This is a genomic window from Bacillus sp. WP8 (assembly GCF_000800825.1).
Taxonomy (GTDB): domain Bacteria; phylum Bacillota; class Bacilli; order Bacillales; family Bacillaceae; genus Bacillus; species Bacillus safensis.
In genome coordinates this window covers 2,278,782-2,293,752 of record NZ_CP010075.1, presented here as the reverse complement: position 1 = coordinate 2,293,752, position 14,971 = coordinate 2,278,782, and the positions used below count along the sequence as shown (strand labels likewise).

Sequence of the window (14,971 nt, the reverse complement as noted above, 5' to 3'; positions counted from 1 at the left end):
GATCTCTTGGCTTTGACTTTTTTTCTTTTCAACGATGAAAGGAATTGAAAAAGGTTAAATCAAAATGATACAATCGTATTTATGTGAGAAAATCGGGAGTGTGAAGAGATGAGTAAGCGTGATTACTATGAAGTGCTTGGCGTAAGTAAGAGCGCCTCAAAGGACGAAATCAAAAAGGCATACCGCAAGCTTTCAAAAAAGTATCACCCTGATATTAATAAAGAAGCTGGCTCAGATGAGAAATTCAAAGAAGTAAAAGAAGCCTATGAAACCCTTTCTGATGATCAAAAACGTTCGCATTATGACCAGTTCGGTCATACCGATCCAAACCAAGGCTTTGGCGGCGGCGGTTTTGGCGGAGGAGGAGACTTTGGCGGCTTCGGCGGCTTTGATGACATCTTCTCTAGTATTTTTGGCGGCGGAGCCAGAAGAAGAGATCCAAATGCACCGCGCCAAGGAGCGGATCTGCAATATACAATGACGCTTTCGTTTGAAGAAGCGGCATTTGGAAAAGAAGCAACCATTGAAATCCCTCGTGAAGAAACTTGTGAAACATGTCATGGATCAGGTGCAAAGCCTGGTACGCAGGCAAAAACCTGTTCACATTGCGGCGGCTCTGGTCAATTAAATGTTGAGCAATCCACTCCGTTTGGTAAAGTGGTCAACCGCAGAGTATGTAACTACTGCAGCGGAACAGGGAAAGAAATCGACCATAAATGTTCAACATGCGGCGGCTCTGGAAAAGTGCGTAAGCGTAAGAAAATTAACGTGACGATCCCTGCAGGTGTTGATGATGGCCAGCAGCTCAGAGTGTCTGGCCAAGGTGAACCAGGTGTAAATGGCGGACCTCCAGGCGATCTATTTGTTGTGTTCCATGTGCGTGCGCATGAATTCTTCGAACGTGATGGAGATGACATTTACTGCGAGATGCCGCTCACCTTTGCCCAAGCTGCATTAGGTGACGAAATTGAAGTGCCGACATTACACGGAAAAGTAAAATTAAAAGTTCCTGCTGGCACTCAAACTGGCACGAAGTTTAGACTTAAAGGAAAAGGTGTGAAAAATGTACGCGGCTACGGCCAAGGCGATCAGCATATCGTTGTACGTGTTGTCACACCGACAAATTTAACAGACAATCAAAAAGATATCATTAGAAAATTTGCTGAAGTGAGCGGAAATAAACCAGACGAACAAGAAATGAGCTTTTTCGATAAGGTAAAACGCGCATTTAAAGGCGAGTAAGACGGATAAGGAGTTGGTAGTATTGAAGTGGTCAGAAATTAGCGTCCATACAACAAATGAAGCGGTGGAACCGATCACCAATATTTTGCATGAAGCAGGTGCAAGTGGTGTCGTGATTGAGGACCCGCTTGATTTAGTCAAGGAACGTGAAAATGTATACGGTGAGATCTACCAGCTCGATCCGAATGACTATCCGGATGAAGGTGTCATTGTGAAAGCCTATCTTCCAATGAACAGCTTTTTGATGGAAACGGTAGATGAGATCAAAGAAGCCATCAACAATCTTCTTCTATACGATATTGACCTTGGACGCAATACACTGTCAATTTGTGAAGTAAATGAAGAAGAATGGGCCACCGCCTGGAAGAAATACTATCATCCTGTGAAAATCTCTGAAAAATTCACCATCGTTCCAACGTGGGAAGAATATACACCGGTTCATTCTGATGAACTGATTATTGAAATGGATCCTGGAATGGCATTTGGAACAGGTACGCATCCAACAACCGTCCTTTGCATTCAGGCGCTTGAGCGCTACGTGAAGGAAAACGATACGGTGATTGATGTTGGAACAGGCTCTGGAATTTTAAGTGTGGCAGCAGCGATGCTTGGTGCAAAGGACATTCAAGCCTTTGATCTCGACACCGTTGCGGTAGAAAGTGCGAAGCAAAACATCGAACTAAATGGTGTAAGTGACCAAGTGACGGTCAAACAAAACAATTTGCTTGATGGGATTTCAGGTGAGCGTGATGTGATTGTCGCCAACATTCTGGCAGAAGTGATTTTGCGCTTTACAGATCAAGCCTATGACCTATTGAAGAAAGATGGCTATTTCATTACATCAGGCATCATTGGACAAAAGAAATTACAGGTCAAAACAGCATTAGAAGAAGCAGGTTTTGACATTGTTGAAGTGCTGTCAATGGAAGATTGGGTCAGCATTATAGCGAAAAAATAAAGCGAGTAGGTGTCAGGACACGTATGCAACGATATTTTATCGACCTCACGAAAGAAGAAGTGACGTTAAAGGGAGCCATCGTTATAAAAGGTGAAGATGTACATCATCTTTCCAATGTCATGCGGATGAAAGCAGGGCAGGAAATCCTTTGTTTAACGACAGACGGCTTTGAAGCGCTCAGTAAAATTGATACAATAACAAAGGAGGAAGTGATTTGCCACCTTGAAAGCTGGACAAATCAGGACAGAGAACTTCCGATTAGGGTGACGATTGCAAGCGGTCTTCCAAAAGGAGATAAGCTTGAGCTCATTATCCAAAAAGGCACAGAGCTTGGCGCAAGTGCTTTTATTCCGTTTCAAGCGGCTCGTTCTATTACAAAGCTTGACCAAAAAAAGTCACATAAAAAACGAGAGCGCTGGGAGAAAATCGCGAAAGAAGCAGCCGAGCAGTCCTACCGGAATATCATTCCCCGTGTTTATTCAGTATCAACGTTTAAAGAGCTGACGCAATTAGCTGGTGAATTCGATAAATGTGTCGTTGCATACGAAGAATCATCGAAAGAAGGAGAGCAAAGCCGTTTTCAAACTGTGCTTCAACAGATGAAAGGCGGACAAACCTTGCTAGTGGTTTTTGGCCCTGAAGGCGGTTTGGCAGAAAAGGAGATTGAAGAGCTTGAAACGCTTGGTGCAGTCATTTGCGGGCTTGGACCACGCATTTTAAGAACAGAAACTGCTCCTTTATATGCGCTTTCTGCTATATCTTATCAAACAGAGTTATTAAGAGGTGAATCATGATGGGAACAGTAGCGTTCCATACACTTGGCTGTAAGGTCAACCACTATGAAACAGAGGCGATCTGGCAGCTGTTTAAAGAAGCTGGCTATGAAAGAAAAGAGTATGAATCAAAAGCAGACGTATATGTCATTAATACATGTACGGTCACGAATACAGGCGATAAGAAAAGCCGCCAAGTCATTAGAAGAGCCATTCGCCATAACCCGGATGGTGTCATTTGTGTAACAGGCTGCTATGCGCAAACATCACCAGCAGAAATCATGGCGATTCCTGGTGTTGATATTGTGGTTGGAACACAGGACCGACATAAATTACTAGGCTATATTGAAGAATACCGCAGAGAAAGACAGCCGATCAACGGGGTTGGCAATATCATGAAAGCACGTGTGTTTGAAGAACTTGATGTTCCTGCCTTCACAGACAGAACGCGCGCTTCATTAAAAATCCAAGAAGGCTGTAACAATTTCTGTACATTCTGCATTATTCCTTGGGCGCGCGGCCTTCTTCGTTCTCGTGATCCAGAAGAGGTCATCAATCAAGCGCAGCAGCTTGTTGATGCGGGCTATAAAGAAATTGTGCTTACAGGTATTCACACAGGCGGATACGGAGAAGACTTAAAGGATTATAACTTTGCAAAGCTTCTGAGAGAATTAGATGAACGTGTTATTGGCTTGAAACGAATCCGTATTTCATCTATTGAAGCAAGTCAAATTACAGATGAAGTGATTGAAGTGCTTGATCAGTCAGATAAAATTGTCAGACACTTACACATCCCGCTTCAATCTGGCTCAAATACTGTGCTGAAAAGAATGCGCCGTAAATATACGATGGAATTCTTTGCAGAGCGTTTAACAAAGCTGAAAAAAGCATTGCCGGGACTTGCTGTCACCTCTGATGTAATCGTTGGATTCCCTGGGGAAACAGAAGAAGAGTTCTTGGAAACGTACAATTTTGTCAAAGACCATCAATTCTCTGAGCTGCATGTATTCCCTTACAGCAAACGTACAGGTACCCCGGCTGCAAGAATGGAAGATCAAGTGGATGAGAATGTGAAAAACGAACGTGTCCACCGTTTGATCGCTCTTTCTGACCAGCTTGCGAAAGAGTATGCATCAGCATACGAAGGTGATGTGCTAGAGATTATTCCGGAAGAATCCTTCAAAGAACAAGAAGGAAACCACAATCTTTATGTTGGTTATACCGATAACTACATGAAAGTTGTTTTTGAAGGGACAGAGGACATGATCGGCCGTCTGGTCAAAGTGAAAATTACGAAAGCGGGCTATCCTTATAACGAAGGACAATTCGTTCGCATCAGCGATGATGTGCAGCCAGACAAAGTGAGAATGACCTCATAATAGATAAAAAACCGGCAGCCAAAAGGGCAAGCCGGTTTCTTTTATTTTGACTGATTCGGCATGAGACACAAGATCAATCCGTGAAAAGGGTGAATGAACGGAAAGAAGAGGAGAGAGCTTGCCACATTAAACAGCAGGCTGAAATGCGCAATCTGCTGGGCAGGAGAGCTTGCGAGAAGGGCGACAACCTCTGTGATCAGGGCGAGAAACGGGAGGCATAAAAGAACCCCGAGCACATTAAACACGACGTGTGCATAAGCCGTTTGACGGGCTGCGTAGCCGCCGGATATTGCAGCCATCACAGCCGTAATACATGTCCCAATATTGGACCCCAACACAAAGCTGATGCCTTCCTGAAGTGCCACAGTTCCCTCATTCATAAATCCCATTAAAATACCGATACAGACGGAGCTCGAATGAACAATCGCTGTGAAAATGGTACCCGAAAGCAGCGCTGTCCAGTCTGAATGCTGCATCATTTCAAGAAAACGCAATGTCTCAGGCTGACTTGTCATCATCCCTGCAATTTTTGAGAACCCTTGAATGCAAAAAAAGATCATCCCGAGCCCAAATAAACTTTTTCCTGCATGTCTAAAAGATGTCCTGCCAAAAAGGATAAATACAAGACCGGCTATGATTAAAACCCACATGAACACGTCCATTTGAATGGCGATAAATTCTGTCGTAAACGTGGAGCCGATATTGGTTCCAAGAATCATTGGGATCGATTTTTTAAAAGAGAGAATGCCAGTACTGACAAAGCCAATGACGATAACCATAAAAGCAGAACTGCTTTGTAGAACCCCTGTAAACACAATGCTGACCAAGAATGCTTTGACCGGGTGATTTGTAAAGAGAAGAAGTGATTTCTCAATACGAGACGACGCAAGCGCCATTAATCCTTTTCTCAGCAAGCCCATTGACCATAAAAAAATGAAAATAAGTGCACAAAAATAAATGATCGCCATCATAGAAAAGTCCTCCTCTTACCAATGAATATATGGACTTGTCTACCTGCTCATGACGAAAATATATTTCCAAATCACTTAGTTGACCTCACACTGGGCTTATATTATAATGTCTAGGTACATGTTTTGCATGTATATCTTTTTTTAATGCAGTCGATTGGTGTATTCGGAGGGAGGGAAAGAGAATGTCAAAAACGGTCGTTAGAAAAAACGAATCGCTTGAAGATGCTCTTCGTCGCTTTAAACGCAGTGTATCCAAAACTGGAACATTGCAAGAAGCAAGAAAGCGTGAATTTTATGAAAAGCCTAGCGTAAAGCGCAAGAAAAAGTCTGAAGCTGCTAGAAAACGTAAATTCTAAAGAGGGTGGATTTTATGAGTCTTCTTGAGCAATTAAATTCTGATATGAAGCTTATGATGAAAAACCGTGAGAAAGACAAGCTTGTTGTCATTCGTATGGTAAAGGCTTCGCTGCAAAATGAAGCAATTAAGCTTAAGAAAGACAGTTTGACCGGCGATGAGGAACTAACCGTCCTTTCCCGCGAGATTAAGCAACGTAAAGACTCCCTCCATGAATTTTCGAAAGCTAATCGCTTAGATTTAGTAGATAAAGTTCAAAAAGAGATTGACATATTAGACGTTTATTTACCTGAACAGCTTTCTGAAGAAGAACTGCAAACGATCGTGAAAGAAACGATTACTGAAACAGGTGCTTCCTCGAAGGCTGATATGGGTAAAGTCATGAGCGCTATTATGCCAAAAGTAAAAGGTAAAGCTGATGGAGCTGTCATTAACAGACTTGTCAGCGAGCAGCTGTCTCAATAAAAAAGTATCCTTCTATTGTTAGAAGGGTACTTTTTTTATGCCCTCGTGATTCTGTCATATAAAAATGAAACCTATGATACATTTGTAACGTATGTAAAGGAACGGTAAAATGGAAGAAAGAGAGGAGGGATCACCAAATAGATGAAAAAAATAAAAATTTCTATTGCTCTCTTCAGTTGTTTTATAATATGCTTGTTATTAGGGGTTCAATTGACCGCGAAATCAGCAGATCAGAAAGTTCATGTTATCCCAATTGAAGATACAGTAGAAAAAGGACTTTCTAAATTCATTGAACGATCGTTTGAGCAGGCAAAGTCGGAGCGGGCGAAGCATATTATTCTTGACATCAATACACCAGGTGGTGCAGTCGATGCAGCGCTTGAGATCGCAGATACGATTCGTGCTTCTGATATCCCAGTGACAGCGTTTGTCAATCATAGAGCGCTTTCAGCCGGGGCCTTCATCGCGCTAAATGCCGATCAAATTTATATGACCCCGAATGGAAAGATGGGGGCTGCTGCGATCATCGATGGAGAAGGCAATGCTGCCGATCAAAAATCTGAATCTCTATGGCTTGCTGAAATGAGTGATGCTGCCGAAAAGCAGGGGCGTGATCCAAAATATGCTCTTGCCATGGCGGATATAGATATAGATGCAAAAGAAGCCGGTGCACCAAAAGGAGAATTGCTCACCTTCAACACAGACCGGGCGCTTAAATTCGGTTATGCAGAAGGAGAAGCAAAAAATATGGATGACTTGCTTCAGAAGCTGAAATTAAAAGATGCTTCTGTTCAATACGATGAAGTGAGCTTTGCTGAAAAGGTTGCGCGTTTTCTTACGCACCCAATTGTCATTCCAATCCTTTTATCCATTGCAAGTTTAGGGTTAGTTGTTGAGCTCTATTCTCCTGGCTTTGGGGTCCCGGGCACCATGGGAGTGACAGCGCTTCTTCTATTCTTTTATGGTCATCTCGTGGCAGGTTTTGCAGGATATGAGACGTTATTCCTGTTTTTAGCAGGGATTGCACTCATCATTCTGGAATTGTTTTTGCCAGGGGGAATCGTAGGTGTCATTGGACTGATCTGTGTCGTTGTCAGCTTATTTTTAGCAGCTGGAAGCTTTACAGAAATGGCGATTTCCATCTTGATTGCCACTGCTGTTTCAATCATAGCAGTTATTTTATTGACAAAGGTGTTGGGGAAACGTATGAAATTCTTTAAAAAGTTCATTTTAACCGATTCAACCAATAAGGAAAGCGGTTATGTCTCAAATGAAACAAGAGAAGATCTTGTTGGGCAAATTGCAGTGACAGCCACTGCACTTCGTCCATCTGGTACGATCGTACTCGGAGATGAGCGCATTGATGTTGTGTCAGAAGGTGCATTTATCGATAAAGATGAACAAGTAAAAATTGTGAAAGCGGAAGGCTCACGCATTGTCGTGAGGAAAGTATAGATATACTGATTTTAGAGGAGGAATAAAATGGATCCATCTACTTTACTATTATTTGTGATTATCGCAGCAGGTTTGATTGTTCTATCGATCTTTTTCACCTTTGTACCGGTGATGCTGTGGATTTCTGCCCTAGCGGCTGGCGTAAAAGTGAGCATTTTTACACTTGTAGGAATGAGACTGCGCCGAGTGATTCCAAACCGAGTGGTCAACCCGCTCATCAAAGCACATAAAGCAGGTCTTGATGTGACGATTAACCAGCTGGAGAGCCACTATCTTGCAGGTGGTAACGTGGACAGAGTTGTGAACGCATTAATTGCAGCTCAACGCGCGAATATCGAATTGAACTTTGCCCGCTGTGCAGCCATCGACCTAGCAGGACGTGATGTACTAGAAGCAGTTCAAATGAGTGTAAACCCTAAAGTCATTGAAACACCATTTATCTCTGGTGTTGCGATGGATGGGATTGAAGTCAAAGCAAAAGCACGTATTACAGTTCGTGCAAACATCGACCGTCTTGTCGGTGGTGCAGGGGAAGAAACAATTATTGCCCGTGTAGGTGAAGGGATTGTCTCGACAATCGGTTCATCAGATAATCATAAAAAGGTTCTTGAGAATCCTGATATGATTTCTCAAACGGTTCTTGGTAAAGGATTAGATTCAGGTACTGCATTTGAAATTCTTTCGATTGATATCGCAGATGTGGATATCGGTAAAAACATCGGGGCGATTCTGCAAACAGACCAAGCAGAAGCAGACAAAAACATTGCACAGGCGAAAGCAGAAGAACGCCGCGCAATGGCTGTTGCACAAGAGCAAGAGATGCGTGCGAAAGTTGAAGAAATGCGCGCGAAAGTTGTAGAAGCAGAGGCTGAAGTACCACTTGCAATGGCTGAAGCATTACGTGAAGGTAATATTGGTGTCATGGACTACATGAACATTAAAAATATCGATGCTGATACGGATATGAGAGATTCATTTGGTAAAATGGCAAAAGGTCCATCTGATAATGAAAACAAATAAGCATCCTCTCACGCTTTAAGGAGGGAGCCCATTGGACATTCTATTTGAAAATCCGCTACTAATTGCGATTATCATTGGTATCATCTCTGCCGTCTTTGGGAAGATCGGCAAACAAGAGGAAAACGAAGAGCAGAATCAGCAAAAGAAGCCCGCTCCTCAGCGTAAGCCGGTGCCCCAGAAGCAAACAAAGCAAACAAGTCCAGATCCAGTCGTGACGGATCAGCTGGACGATTTCGGTGATGTACATGATCATGGCGGGATGAAGAAAAAAACTTCTCAGTCCTTACAAGATCGCTATACGGCTACACTTGCCGAAATGGAAGAAAGAAAAAACGAGTTGAACAAAGAGTTTCAATCGCTTGAAAGAGAGCTGACAAGGCCAAAGGCTGCATCTGCTGAAGTGAGGCCAAAAGTCATTGAGAATCTGAACCAAGATACAATTGTTCAAGGAATGATCCTTGGAGAAGTATTTGGAGAGCCGCGCGCGAAAAAGCCGCACAGAACGATGAAACGGCCATATAAAAGATAAAGAAGAAAGCCCCCTTCAAAAAAGGGGGCTTTTTTTGTCTGATAACGATTTTTCATAAAGAAAATGCTGAAACGGCTGTTTTACGGGATTCATTAGCATGATATGAACCCCTGAGGAATAGGATGATATAGAGGCTTTCTCATCAGTCTCACCATCTTTCAGTTTGATCTCATACACATGAGGTGGGAAGGGGTTCTTATTGAATGGGAAAAAGAAAAAATCGACTTAAAGCATGGCTGACAAGAACACTTGAAATCCCTCCAGACGTGATGATGGATCTTCCCCGTATTACGATGGTTGGCAGACTCCACATTTACATAGAGAACCATAAAGGGCTTTTGCTTTTCAGTGATCAAGAGGTAAGGCTGATGCTCAAACAGGGACAATGCATTATTTCAGGGAAAGATTTTGTGATTAAAACGATTTTGCCAGAAGAGATTTTATTGGAAGGGAAAATCGATGAGGTCCGTTATATTGATTCTTAACTGACGGAGGGGAGAAGCGTGAAGAATAAATGGTTCGGCTATTTTATTGGCAGAGTGGAAGTGGAGATCAAAGGAAATGGCATTGAGCGGCTCATCAATGAGTGCACGAGGCAGGGGATCACAATGTTTCAAGTGAGCCGCCGTCAAGACAGCGTGCGCTTATTTATTCGCCTATCAGATGTACATGCCTTCAGAAAGGTACGCAGACATCATGACGTGACATGTTCATTTCATCAAAAGAAGGGCTTTCCGTTTCTACTTCTTTGGTCAAGGAAGAATATCGGATTTACCCTTGGGATTGTATGCTTTCTAGTGACGATATTTGCTCTTTCAAACATGGTATGGAAAATTGATATTAAAGGAGCCAATCCAGAAACTGAACATCAAATGAGAAAGCATTTAGACGACATTGGGGTGCAAAAAGGACGTTTTCAGTTTCTAATGGGAACACCTGAAAAAATTCAAAAATCCCTGACAACCAATATTCAAAGCATCACATGGGTTGGCGTTGAACTAAACGGCACAACCTTTCAAATGAAAGTTGTGGAAAAAAATGAACCCGAAAAAGAAAAATACACGAGTCCTCAGCATATCGTCGCCAAGAAAAAGGCTGTCATCACGAGAATGTATGTAGAAAAAGGGGAGCCGCTCGCCGCGGTTGATGAACATGTAAAGAAAGGACAGATGCTTGTCTCTGGACTCATTGGCAGCGAAGATCAGCAGAAAACGGTAGGAGCCAAAGCGAAAATCTATGGTGAAACGTGGTATCGTTCTGAAGTTTCTGTCCCTCTTCGAACATCTTTTGACGTCTTTACGGGTAAAATGAAGACAAAGCACAAGCTCTCCGCATTTGGAGGCTCACTGCCATTTTGGGGCTTTTCTTTTAAAAAGGATGATTTCAAGCAGCCAAAAACAGAAACAGAAGTTCATCCGCTTCATTTCTTAAACATGCAGCTCCCATTCTCTTATGAAAAGGAAATCACACGTGAAAGTGAGAAAATAAATCGAGAATACACAAATAAAGAAGCGGTTCAAGCAGGGATTAAAATGGGTAAAAAAGAATTAGAAGAGAAGCTAGGTCAAACAGGAGAGGTGAAAAGTGAAAAAGTTTTGCACGAGACAACAGGGAATGGTAAAGTTAAGTTAATCATCCTTTACCAAGTAATAGAAGATATTGTTCAACCAACACCTATTGTTCAGGGAGACTAGAGAATGACAGAACATTTACTTGAGATTCAACAAAAATTGGATAGTCCAAACGAAGCGATTGCTTTATTTGGCAATCAAGATGCTTATCTGAAACTAATGGAAAACGAGCTGAACGTCTCCGTTATTACGCGTGGAGAAAAAGTGTATGTTTCTGGTGAGGAAGCATCGAGAGATACAGTAAGCCGTTTGATCACATCTCTTTTACATCTCATCCGTAAAGGAATCGAGATATCTGAACGGGATGTCGTCTATGCCATTAAAATGGCGCAAAAAAACAAGCTGAATTATTTTGAGAATATGTATGAAGATGAAATTACGAAAAATGCCAAAGGAAAGTCGATCAGGGTGAAAACAATCGGCCAGCGGGAATATGCTGCGGCGATGAAAAAAGATGACCTGGTCTTTGGAATTGGACCAGCTGGTACAGGGAAGACGTATTTGGCAGTCGTCAATGCGGTACATTCATTGAAAAATGGACATGTGAAACGGATTATCCTGACAAGACCAGCTGTTGAAGCAGGAGAGAGTCTTGGCTTTTTACCAGGCGATCTAAAGGAAAAGGTAGATCCTTATTTAAGACCACTATATGATGCCTTGCATGATGTGCTTGGCAGTGATCATACGGAACGTTTAATCGAGCGCGGCGTGATTGAAATAGCGCCCCTTGCCTATATGAGAGGCCGGACGCTTGATGATGCATTTGTTATTTTAGATGAAGCGCAGAATACAACACCTGCCCAAATGAAAATGTTTTTGACGAGACTTGGCTTTGGTTCTAAAATGGTCATTACAGGAGATATTACACAGATTGATCTGCCAAAGGGCATGCAGTCAGGTCTTGCGGCTGCAAAGGACATGCTTGCAGATATCAAGGGCATCTCATTTATTGAATTAGACCAGACAGATGTGGTCAGACACCCGCTTGTGGCGAAGATCATTGGCGCATACGAAAAGCAAAAATGAACTGAGTGACCCGATCGTCTTCATCGGGTCATTTTGTTTCGATCGTGGTTTAAAGTAAAAAAGGAGGTACTTTCCTTGAGAAAGAATCAAAAAGGCAGTAAGCGCAAAAGACTGCTGTCTAAAAAAGAACCTCAGAAAATGGAGCGCTCACGTTATTTAAATGTTTTGCTGTACGCTGCTTTAGCAGCCATTTTATTCGTGGTGCTCTTCTTCCATGTTAAGCCTGAATCGCTCGACTTAGATTTATTTTCTGTGAGCGAACAGACCATCTATTCTCCGTCAACTGTTGATGATCAAGAAGCGACAGAAGAAAAGAAACAAGAAGCAACAGATCAAGTAGAAGATCAATATACGCTCAAAAAAGCGTATTCTGATAATCGTGTAGACCTCATCTCATCCCTCTTTGAAGCCATTAAAGAAGAGAAGAAAGCAGCTGATGATAAAGAGAAAGCGCCATCAGATCAAGAAATGGTCAAGCGTGTCAAAGAAAAGCTCACAACAGATATGCAGGAAGCTGTTTCGGATCAATCCATCAAAGCACTGCTTCAGGCAAGTGATGAGAATCTCTCATTTACTAAGGATTCCATCATCACAGTGGTGAATTCACTGATGAGTAAAGAAATCACAGCAGCGAAATTACAAGATGAGAAAAAACAAGTCAAAACAGAACTTGAAAACAATTCGATTCCATCAAAATACTTAAATGCAGCGAAAGAAATCGGTGAATTTGCGATCATCCCAAACTATGTATTTGACCCAGTGGCAACAGAGAAGAAAAGACAGGAAGCGGCTGACAATATTCAGCCTGTGCAAATTAAGCAAGGGCAAATCTTAGTTGAAGAAGGAGAGCTCATCGACCGGGAAGTTTATCGCAAATTAGAACTCACGGGTCTATTAAACAGCTCAAATTTATTTAAGCCTGTAAGTGGTCTTTTCATATTAATTGGCCTGTTCTTAGCAGCGATTATTCATTCCCTTGAATCGAGAAAAAAGTCGCTTGTTCATAAGAATAAATCATTACTGCTCTACTCGCTTATTTTTACGATTATTTTAATTATCATGGAAGTGTTCAGCCTCTTCCAGGAAACGAAATATACGACGATAGGCTATGTTGTGCCAGTGGCACTTGGCACGATGCTGATCAAACTGCTCATTAATGAGCGGTTAGCAATCTTCTCCGGTCTTGTATTTGCTCTTTGCGGCAGTATGATGTTTAATCAAGGAGTAACCGGCGTCTTTAACTATGTGATCTGCGCTTATTATCTGATGAGCGGGATGGCAGGTATTTTATTTTTAAGAAAACATAATGCAAGATCAAAAATATTGCAGGCTGGGCTTTTGGTGGCCTTGGTGAATGTGCTTATGGTTTTATCCATTACACTGATCCAAAACTCTTCACCATCAGGGCTTGAAATCGGTGTGAACCTCATGATGGCGATTGTGTCAGGGTTTGCATCATCTATCTTGGTCATTGGCTTAATGCCTGTTTTTGAGAGCATGTTTGGCATTCTTTCCACAATGAAGCTGATTGAATTATCTAACCCAAATCATCCGTTGCTCAAAAAGATTTTAACTGAGACACCAGGTACATATCATCATAGTGTCATGGTGGCGAATTTAGCGGATGCTGCATGTGAAGCAGTCGGTGCAAACGGTCTTTTAGCAAGGGTCGGCGCTTATTATCATGACATTGGGAAAACGAAAAGACCGCAATACTTTATCGAAAACCAAATGAACATTGATAACCCGCATGACAAGCTTTCTCCTCAGCTGAGTAAAAATATTATTATTGCCCATACGACAGATGGCGCTGATATGCTGAGAGAAAAGAAGTTTCCTGAAGAGCTTGTCGACATTGCAGAACAGCATCACGGAAAGTCTCTTTTAAAGTTCTTTTACTATAAGGCAAAAGAGCGTGATGATCAGGTGACAGAAGAAGAATTCCGTTACCCTGGTCCAAAGCCGCAATCAAAAGAAGCAGCGATTATTTCTGTGGCTGACAGCGTTGAAGCGGCGGTTCGTTCCATGCATAATCCAAATCCAGAGCGGATTGAAAAGCTTGTCAAAGGCATTATTTCGGATAAAATGCAGGACGGGCAATTTAGTGAATGTGACCTGACATTTAAAGAATTAAATATTATCAGCCAAACAATTTGTACAACATTAAAGGGGATTTTCCATTCTCGGATTGAATATCCAGATGCCCCGAAGCAGAAGGTGAAGTAAATGACATTGTTAATCGATTTAATAGATGAAACAGGACAAGTATCAAAAGAGCAGCTTGAAGAAGTGGAAAAGCTTCTTCAGTTTGCTGCAGACGAACTTGAGGTCAAGGATCAAGCGGAAGTATCAGTGACGATCGTTTCGAATGAAGAGATTCATCAAATCAATAAAGAATACCGCGGAAAAGACGCGCCAACAGATGTGATCTCCTTTGCACTTGAGGAAGAAGGAGAAGGGGAGATTGAAATCATTGGAGCGGATGATATCCCGCCTGTACTTGGTGACATTATCATTAGTGTAGATCGAACGAAAGAGCAGGCGGAGGAATATGGACATTCCTTTATGAGAGAGCTTGGATTCTTAACGATTCATGGCTTCCTTCATTTGCTCGGGTATGATCATATGACAGAGGAAGATGAAAAAGAAATGTTCGCCAAACAGACAAAAATCTTGGATGATTATGGCCTTTCGAGATCATCGTAAGAAAAGAAGGCCGCTCGCCCGTTTTTTTCGAAGTTTTTATTATGCATTTAGAGGAATATGGCGAACTTTCTTGAATGAACGGAATTTTCGATTTCACACAGTCGCAGCCATCATCGTGGTGATCTGCGGCTTTTGGTTCCGCATTGACCCATTTGAATGGTTGATCGTTCTTCTTCTATGCGGGGGGATGTTTGCGCTTGAACTTGTCAATACAGCCATTGAACATACAGTGGATCTGATGACAGAAGAAAGACACCCGCTTGCAGAGAGGGCGAAGGACGCTGCGGCAGGCGCTGTTTGCGTTTACGCCGCGATTTCGGTTATGATTGGGTTGATCATCTTCTTACCGAAGATCATGCAATAGAACAATATTACTATTTATTAACATTTTTAGAAATGGGCGTGAAAATGTCACGTGAATTATGTAAAATATAAATGTGACAGTGGTACCATTTCTTCTG

16 protein-coding genes are annotated in these 14,971 nt (G+C 42.2%); 15 read left to right on the top strand and 1 reads right to left on the bottom strand.

Features of this window, described 5'->3' with window-relative positions:
• Positions 1 to 108 precede the first annotated feature (108 nt).
• From dnaJ to mtaB, 4 genes are read left to right on the top strand one after another with little or no spacing between them, the layout of a single operon-like run.
• Positions 109 to 1,242, top strand: a complete 1,134-nt coding sequence (gene dnaJ, locus QR42_RS11500; protein ID WP_039180066.1) for a molecular chaperone DnaJ — start codon at positions 109 to 111, stop codon at positions 1,240 to 1,242.
• A gap of 22 nt (positions 1,243 to 1,264) precedes the next feature.
• Entirely contained in the window at positions 1,265 to 2,200 is a 936-nt protein-coding gene (gene prmA, locus QR42_RS11495; protein WP_024423032.1) for a 50S ribosomal protein L11 methyltransferase, read from the top strand.
• A gap of 23 nt (positions 2,201 to 2,223) precedes the next feature.
• On the top strand, positions 2,224 to 2,994 hold the full coding sequence (locus QR42_RS11490; RefSeq protein ID WP_024427953.1) for a 16S rRNA (uracil(1498)-N(3))-methyltransferase: 771 nt from the start codon (positions 2,224 to 2,226) through the stop codon (positions 2,992 to 2,994).
• Entirely contained in the window at positions 2,994 to 4,352 is a 1,359-nt protein-coding gene (gene mtaB / locus QR42_RS11485) for a tRNA (N(6)-L-threonylcarbamoyladenosine(37)-C(2))-methylthiotransferase MtaB (RefSeq protein ID WP_024423030.1), read from the top strand. Before QR42_RS11490 ends, mtaB begins: the two co-directional genes overlap by 1 nt.
• A gap of 41 nt (positions 4,353 to 4,393) precedes the next feature.
• On the opposite strand, the gene QR42_RS11480 is transcribed toward mtaB, so the two are convergent.
• Positions 4,394 to 5,323, bottom strand: a complete 930-nt coding sequence (locus QR42_RS11480) for a Na/Pi symporter (RefSeq protein WP_039180062.1) — start codon at positions 5,321 to 5,323, stop codon at positions 4,394 to 4,396.
• 182 nt (positions 5,324 to 5,505) lie between these two features.
• Here QR42_RS11480 and rpsU point away from each other — a divergent pair, with 182 nt between their 5' ends.
• From rpsU to QR42_RS11425, 11 genes are all read left to right on the top strand, one after another.
• Positions 5,506 to 5,679 carry a 30S ribosomal protein S21 gene (rpsU, locus tag QR42_RS11475; RefSeq protein ID WP_003152957.1) on the top strand — a complete coding sequence of 58 codons (174 nt, stop codon included), beginning with the start codon at positions 5,506 to 5,508 and terminating at the stop codon, positions 5,677 to 5,679.
• Between the two features lie 14 nt (positions 5,680 to 5,693).
• Entirely contained in the window at positions 5,694 to 6,143 is a 450-nt protein-coding gene (locus QR42_RS11470) for a GatB/YqeY domain-containing protein (RefSeq protein WP_024423028.1), read from the top strand.
• Positions 6,144 to 6,284: 141 nt separating this feature from the next.
• Positions 6,285 to 7,598: an NfeD family protein gene (locus QR42_RS11465; RefSeq protein WP_039180060.1), complete on the top strand. Its 1,314-nt coding sequence runs from the start codon at positions 6,285 to 6,287 to the stop codon at positions 7,596 to 7,598.
• A gap of 27 nt (positions 7,599 to 7,625) precedes the next feature.
• Positions 7,626 to 8,618, top strand: coding sequence for a flotillin-like protein FloA (floA, locus tag QR42_RS11460; protein ID WP_039180057.1), 993 nt, complete (start codon positions 7,626 to 7,628; stop codon positions 8,616 to 8,618).
• A gap of 31 nt (positions 8,619 to 8,649) precedes the next feature.
• Positions 8,650 to 9,147, top strand: a complete 498-nt coding sequence (locus QR42_RS11455) for a hypothetical protein (protein WP_039180054.1) — start codon at positions 8,650 to 8,652, stop codon at positions 9,145 to 9,147.
• Between the two features lie 203 nt (positions 9,148 to 9,350).
• Positions 9,351 to 9,632, top strand: coding sequence for a sporulation protein YqfC (gene yqfC / locus QR42_RS11450; protein ID WP_012010618.1), 282 nt, complete (start codon positions 9,351 to 9,353; stop codon positions 9,630 to 9,632).
• 18 nt (positions 9,633 to 9,650) lie between these two features.
• Positions 9,651 to 10,841, top strand: a complete 1,191-nt coding sequence (gene yqfD, locus QR42_RS11445; protein WP_039180053.1) for a sporulation protein YqfD — start codon at positions 9,651 to 9,653, stop codon at positions 10,839 to 10,841.
• 3 nt (positions 10,842 to 10,844) lie between these two features.
• Positions 10,845 to 11,804, top strand: a complete 960-nt coding sequence (locus tag QR42_RS11440) for a PhoH family protein (RefSeq protein ID WP_039180050.1) — start codon at positions 10,845 to 10,847, stop codon at positions 11,802 to 11,804.
• A gap of 114 nt (positions 11,805 to 11,918) precedes the next feature.
• Positions 11,919 to 14,030 carry an HD family phosphohydrolase gene (locus QR42_RS11435; RefSeq protein ID WP_442852931.1) on the top strand — a complete coding sequence of 704 codons (2,112 nt, stop codon included), beginning with the start codon at positions 11,919 to 11,921 and terminating at the stop codon, positions 14,028 to 14,030.
• The gene (gene ybeY / locus QR42_RS11430) at positions 14,031 to 14,510 is read left to right on the top strand and encodes an rRNA maturation RNase YbeY (RefSeq protein WP_024423021.1); all 480 of its coding nucleotides are present in this window, start codon (positions 14,031 to 14,033) and stop codon (positions 14,508 to 14,510) included.
• Positions 14,488 to 14,874, top strand: a complete 387-nt coding sequence (locus QR42_RS11425; protein WP_024423020.1) for a diacylglycerol kinase family protein — start codon at positions 14,488 to 14,490, stop codon at positions 14,872 to 14,874. Before ybeY ends, QR42_RS11425 begins: the two co-directional genes overlap by 23 nt.
• Positions 14,875 to 14,971 lie beyond the last annotated feature (97 nt).